Genomic DNA, 6,499 nt, shown 5'->3' on the forward strand with positions numbered 1-6,499 from the left:
CGAGTACGCAGGCGGTGCGGCAGCCTCAGCGCTGCGATTCGGTGCCGCTGCGCCGTTGCCCGTGACACCGCTGACGCCCTGGCGGCTGCAGCCCTCGCAAACCCGTAGTGCGGGGGTGCCGCCCGTGTCCCGCCGTATCAACATCGGAGCACCCTGGCCAAAGGCACTGAACGATGCCTACCGCGGCACAGCACTGCATCTGGCGCTGCGCACATACCTGACCCGGCCCGATCTGGCCCCGGCTTTGGCTCTCGCGACCGGGCTTGACGACGCCACTCTTGCGCTAGTGGCCGAGCGCGCCACGGCGCTGAAAGCCTGGCTTGCCGATCAGGGCTATACGGACCTGCGCGCCGAGATTCCGGTGCTTGGCCACACGCCCGAGGGTGCAGAGATCCCCGGTGCTCTCGACCTTCTCGCCATCGGCCCGGCAGGCGCGATGCTGATCGACCATAAATCCGGCGGCGGCGGTGACGGGTTTGGCCCCTATTGGCCACAGCTTTCCAGCTATGCCGGACTGTTGGCCGGACTATACCCGCAGCATCCGCTGCAGGGCGTGGCGGTGTTCTGGGTCGATCACGGTTGGCTGGAACTGGCAGATGAGGGCGCGTCAGCGGGAGCTTTCGCACAGGCCAGAGTTAACTGATGCCCTGGGGAATACTTGCGCCCGATACCGTGGTTTCGCAACGGCGCCAGCAGAACCTCGGGCTTGCGGCGGCGGTTCGTCATTTCAATGATCGGGCGGTCCCCGGAATCGGCGGCATGTGGTTTCCCATGCCCATCCTTTGGTCGGTTCTGGCGATCTCTATCGCCGAGGAACTTGGTGTGCCGGCACTGCCTGTCGGCAACGCGGTCGAAGCGCGCGTCATGCTTGAAGTCATCGCGGGCCCGCAGGATCGCCGTGTGCGAGGGGCGAGGAAGATGCAGGGCTTGAAGGATAGCAGTTTCCACAATCTCAGGCGTCGCGGAACTTATGTGGTTCAGCCGATCCGCATGGCGATGGTGCAGCCTCTGGTCGCACTCGGGTTCGTGCAGGGCAGCCGCTACGGCGCGTTCCGCATACATAGCGCTGGAAGAGAGCTGTTGGAGCTGAATGCGATGAAAGAACCGCGCCGTTTGCTTGGTGCCTGGGCGCATGGCAGGCAGCCACATGGCTTGAAGGAGGCCCTGACAGTGCTTTCCCCGGTTGGGGCTGTCCCGGAAGCGGTGCGTAAACTGATCCTTGCCCGATTGCTCGACGGAAATGATCCCGGCTCGACCCGGCGCCGGGCCCTGGCGCGCCTCGGCACTGGCCCCAGCTCCGCGCATTTGGACCAGGAAACCGCATTGGCGGGGCTGGCGCCGGATCATTGGTCGGATTTACGCGCAGGAGCGGCTTTTATGGATCTGCGCGATGCTGCGTTGTCGGTGTTGGACCAGTTGGAACAGCACTTGCTGAAGCTTCGCGACGATAATCAGCCTGTGCGCCTGTCAGAAGCGGAGGCAGCCGAAGTCGCCGCCGAGCCGCTGAAACAATTGCGCGATCTGGCCACGGCAAAAGGCGCGCTTGTCGATCAGGGCAATGAGGAGACTAGCCGCAGATTTATCGCGGAAATCCGAAATCTGTCCGATCAGCAGCTGATCCAGAGGCTGGCCGCGCGCGATTCTACCGTAATTTTTCAGTGCGAAGGCCGCATTGTTCTCGGGCCGGCTGCGGGCGAGTTGCGGGGCAGCTCGGAGACCCAGGACGAGAATCGGCCCCCTCAGGACGAGGCCTTCGCGCCGCAGCTTTTCCGGCTGCACAATCTTCATTGTCTGGTGACGGAGCTGTCCGGAAAGGTGAACCCGGGCAGCCGTGACGCGGGATAGGAGGCCGTCTGATGCAGAACACGACGCTCTACTCCCTCTTCATGCCGCCCGAAGATTGTTATGGCGACTTTGGCCTTATGTGCGGCTTCACCGCGACGCGGCAGGTCCTGGGGCAGATCCGCCGAACATTCACAGGCGAGATGGCGCGCCCGGTGCTGGCCGCCTTCATCCATCCAACCGTGAATGCGATCTCGGACGTTCCGGGACTTGCCTGGATGTGGATGCGCCTCGCGGGACGCGGCTACAACCTTCTCCATGCCAAGGCGGCGCTTCTGGGTTTTCGCAAGCGCGGCGGAGATGGCTATGTCATTCGCCTCGCTGTCAGCACGGGGAACTGGACACAGGATCCGCTTACTCGCAGCATCGACCTGTTCTGGTCGATCGATCTGGACTCTGCTGTGCCTGACGCACAGGACATTGCCGATATCCGCGCCGCGCATGAGATGTTTGGCTGGCTGCGCGAGCGGGCAGATTGCGCCCTGATCGAACGCAGTTTTGACGGGCACCGGCCAGACGCCTTGCTGGAGGCCGCGATCACAGCCTTGCCCACGTCATCCGCGCGTCCCCGCTTCATCGACAGCCGCAATCAGGCGCTGTTTCCTCAGGTGGTCGAGCGCCTGGGTACCAAGAAGAAGGCCGACCGTCTCATCCTCGGGTCTGGCTATTTCGAGAGCGACGGCGATGGTGCTGCTGGCCTGCCAGAGCGACTGCGCCGCGCATTGGTGCAGGAGAAATCCCTGACGAAAACAGCGGCTCTCGACCTGTTTCTCAACCCGTCCTCCTGTCAGGGGCTTGCTGCCCGGGCCGGTGCCTTGATTGACGCAGGCTGGAATTTGCGCCCTCCGCGCTCTGTCTTGCATGGAACTGATGGGTGCCTGCATGCAAAATTTGTGGTGCTGGCGTCAGGCGAGACCGAGGCCTCGGGACGGGCTTATCTTGGATCCGGCAATCTGAGCATGAACGGGTTTGAGCGTGCCGCAAGCGCCGGGGGAAACCTTGAGGCAGGTGTGATCGTCGATCTGCCGGGAGGACTGAAATGGCCGCGACGCAGGGACACGCGGAACGGTATCGCCGCTGTTTTGCCGATCCAGTTCACTGATGTGGTGACGCCCGAGGCCCTGCAGCAAGGGGAAGGCTTTGTGCGCCCCGATGAGCCAGAAACCCAGCCGCCAGTTGCGTGGCTTATATGGCAAGACGGGGTGCTCTCGGCCCCCGAAGACAAATCGGTGATGGTGATTGGTGTCGATGCGGCTCAGGCCCAGACACCTTGTCCATGGCCTGCACCGGCTCCAGCGATTGTGACACTCGCGGAGGGCGGCTGGCGGCTGCCTGTCATTTCTTCCGAAGCACTTGTTGTCGCTCGCCCCTCCGATATGTCGGTCGAAGATATCCTTGCCAGCCTTGGCTCATTTCCCGAGCCAGGTGATGCTGACAGCGAAGATGAGGGTGAGGAAGGCGAAGAGCCGCTCACCGACGCCTCAGATACCACCGAAGCTCCGCCAGCTGCCTATCCCATTCGCAGGATGATGGAACTTCTGGTGCGTCTTTGTGAGACACAGGCAAGGTTGGACCCGCGGGACTGGCAAAGGTGGTGTCGGGAGTTGCAACAGAACCTTTGCGCTATCGCGTCTCGCGAAAAAACGATGCTCGAGTTCTTCCGGAACGCCAGGGCAAATCCTCTGCCTGCTCTGGCAGATCCGCGTATGCGCCCGGAAGGGGTTTCGCCAGACCTATTGAGAGATGCGCTTTTGGCAGTGTCCGTCGCGTGGGAGCTCAGCGCTTACCCATCGCTCTGGGAACGGGAGGCCGCGTGATGGTGGACTGGAACGAGGTCGCGAACATTCTGGATCGTATCGCAGGGACGTCTGATGATGCCCTGCTAGATCATGGCCAGAAGGCGAGTGTCACAGAACTAGCGTGCCGTATCCGGGCGGGCCAACGCTCGGCCCTGCTGGCTGATGAGGTGGGTATGGGCAAGACCCGCATTGCGGCGGCGCTGATCGCAGCGGTGCGGGAGGCGGGCGGGCGCAGCGCCATTGTTCTGCCCGCGGGCCTTGGGACACAATGGCAACAGGAACTGAAACGGTTCAACGCCGACGACAAGACATTGCTGCCGCTGCGCAGCTATGATGGTTTCATCTCCGGTTTCTTGCACGATACCGATGCGGAGGGGAGCGCAAGACGGTTACACAGCCATAAGGAGTGGCTTTCGGATCGCCGCAAGCAGCGTGAGTTGCCGGAGAACGGCTGGGCCGCCGAAGAGATCATAATGATCTCTCATTCCTTCGCGAACATGCAGTTTCCCAATCGTGGAGAAGGCCCCGCTGGAGGCTGGCGCCGGGAACTCTTACCCAACGTCGCCCGCCTGATTGACGGTCGACGGCGCAACTTCATGCGCGAAAATTTCCATTCGGGTGAGGTGGGCTATGTATATGCCAGTCGCCGTGCGGCGCGGCACATTGCCCAAACGATTCTGGACCACGAACTGCCGCGCGATGCCATTAACGGCGATCAGAAATGGCTTTCGGCGGACGATTACAAGAACAGGATTCTGCCGCTGATCGGCTATGGTCTGGGTCAGTTTGATCTCATAGTCGTTGACGAAGCCCACAAGGCGCGCGGTGCAGATTCAAGCCTTTCGCGCATTCTCGGCCCGGTAAGCTGGGAAGCGGATGATCCTTTTCGTCTGGGCATGACCGCCACCCCGGTCGAGCTGGACTCCAGCCAGTGGATCGACACGCTGGAGCGGCTCAATGGTCGCGATGACGATCAGGATATTACTGCGCTCGCAGCGCTGACGGAATGGATCACCGGCTATGTGAATGTTGTTCGTCGGATTCAAACCGAAGAACTGGACGAGACGCTGACCGGGGAATTCGAGACCTCCGCCCGGCAGTTCTGCGCAGCATTGCGACCATACGTCCTGCGCCGGGACAAACGCAGTGACCCCGAATTCTGCGTCTTCAAAGACAGTCATGGTGATTATCGTGAGGTCACCGATATCCCGGTTTCACCGGAGGCAGAGGGTTTTACCCGTGACTGGTTGCGCCGCTTTTGTGCGGCTGAGGCGCTGTCGTTACTCCCTCAGGATGATCCGCGTGTGAAACGGGTCAGGCTCGCCGTTGCCCAGGGGTATGGGTTCGGCTTTGGAGAGGATGAGGAAGACAGCCCTTCTGGCATGACAGATGCAAACCTCGTTGGTCCGGCGGGGTTTTGGACGGAAGCTTTCACCGCTGAAAGCAACGACATCTATAGCCACCCTGCGATCCTGGCGGCTGTGAGACAAATCGAGGCCTATACACGGGCCGGCGAGAAAGTGCTCGTCTTCGGCAGGTTCCTGACGCCGATGAATGTGCTGACCAGACTGCTGGACGCGCGTGAGATGCTGCGTCGTTTGCGAGACGGACAGCACTGGCCTGCCAGTGGGATCGGGGAAAACAATATAGCAGCCGTCATTGCGGCGATGAGGGATCCTGATCTTGCGGTGGCGGGTGGGGTCGACGAAATCGATGTGATGTTGAAAACCCGCTATCAGGAGTGGGCGAGCGAGCGCCGGGCTGAACTCGCACGGCTTCATCGGGAGTTGGAAGACCTTGCGCTGGAGGGAGGAGCTGCTGCATTTCTGTCAGAGATTCTGCGCCATGAGGACGGCAAACAAGACCTTCAATTCGGGGCTTTGCTCGAGGCACTTGGTGGCAGGCGGGAAGTTGCGGGCGCTTCCTGGACGGGGCGGGAAATGCTCGGGCTGTTCGAAAAACTGCTCATGGAGCTTGCCGGGGATGATGAAGCAGAGAACAACGATACGCAGAAAGCCCGGCTGGATGCCTGGCTGAACGATTATTCCGGGCGCGAGGGCAACTTCGCTAGGATGATGTCAGGCGCAACCGCACCGCAAACGCGGCGTATGCTGCAATCTGCATTCAACCGGTCGTCCAGTTGGCCGATGGTGCTCCTCGCGCAATCCCGCGTCGGGCGTGAGGGCCTGAATCTGCATGAGGCCTGTCGCACAGTGATTCTACTGCACGCGGAGTGGAATCCCGGCATTGTCGAGCAGCAGATTGGGCGTGTGGATCGCAAGAACAGTCTTTGGCTTCGCGAATGGCGGAAATGGAGGGATCATGGTGATGGTCTCCCGCCCCGCATTCGGGTTCACCCTGTTGTCGTCAGTGGCACATACGACGATCACAACTGGCAGGTTCTCAAGGCGCGTTGGCTGGAACTGAGGGCGCAGTTGCATGGCGATGTCCTGCGTCCCGTTCCAGGTCGGTCAGAGGTGACAGATGACAAACGAACCTGCGCTGACCGCGTTCGGCGCGCAGTGCCGGATTTTTCGCCAGGAAAACGTGGCGGTTGAGTTGTAGTGTAACCGATACTCACGCTGCTGTTCGGAATAGGATGGAATGAAAGCTGCTATTTTTAGCAACCTTTCTCCTCGCGTTGGATTTGGCGTTGATAGGAAAATGGCTGTTAGTAGGTCGCAAGTAATGGTGGTTGCAGCCTCCCGCAACCATCTTTACCGGCGTCGATTGCAAGTTGTGATCGATGCCGGTCCCCGCAACCATCTTTACTTGCTCGGGCAACAAGTGAAGATTAGATCCAGCCCCCGCAACCACCGATACAAACACTCCCGAGGAAACCCCTCCGGGAGTGTTTG

The 6,499-nt window shown here is 61.0% G+C and carries 4 protein-coding genes and 1 pseudogene; 4 read left to right on the plus strand and 1 reads right to left on the minus strand.

The genetic code is table 11. The features are described 5' to 3' along the window. The 4 genes and pseudogenes from AC5DC2_RS17270 to AC5DC2_RS17285 form a co-directional block, all read left to right on the plus strand. Window positions 1–643 (plus strand): annotated as a pseudogene (locus AC5DC2_RS17270) (UvrD-helicase domain-containing protein); the annotation flags it as partial. Next, window positions 643–1,845, plus strand: a complete 1,203-nt coding sequence (locus AC5DC2_RS17275) for a hypothetical protein (protein ID WP_036237462.1) — start codon at window positions 643–645, stop codon at window positions 1,843–1,845. The pseudogene AC5DC2_RS17270 and the gene AC5DC2_RS17275, both read left to right, overlap by 1 nt. Window positions 1,846–1,856: 11 nt before the next feature. After that, window positions 1,857–3,659 carry a phospholipase D-like domain-containing protein gene (locus AC5DC2_RS17280; protein ID WP_024708722.1) on the plus strand — a complete coding sequence of 601 codons (1,803 nt, stop codon included), beginning with the start codon at window positions 1,857–1,859 and terminating at the stop codon, window positions 3,657–3,659. After that, entirely contained in the window at window positions 3,659–6,199 is a 2,541-nt protein-coding gene (locus tag AC5DC2_RS17285; protein WP_024708723.1) for a DEAD/DEAH box helicase family protein, read from the plus strand. Before AC5DC2_RS17280 ends, AC5DC2_RS17285 begins: the two co-directional genes overlap by 1 nt. A 19-nt stretch (window positions 6,200–6,218) precedes the next feature. On the opposite strand, the gene AC5DC2_RS17290 is transcribed toward AC5DC2_RS17285, so the two are convergent. Continuing rightward, a partial coding sequence (locus AC5DC2_RS17290) for a hypothetical protein (RefSeq protein ID WP_491699371.1) occupies window positions 6,219–6,499 on the minus strand: 281 nt, incomplete at its 5' end.

This window comes from Martelella sp. (genome assembly GCF_984369615.1).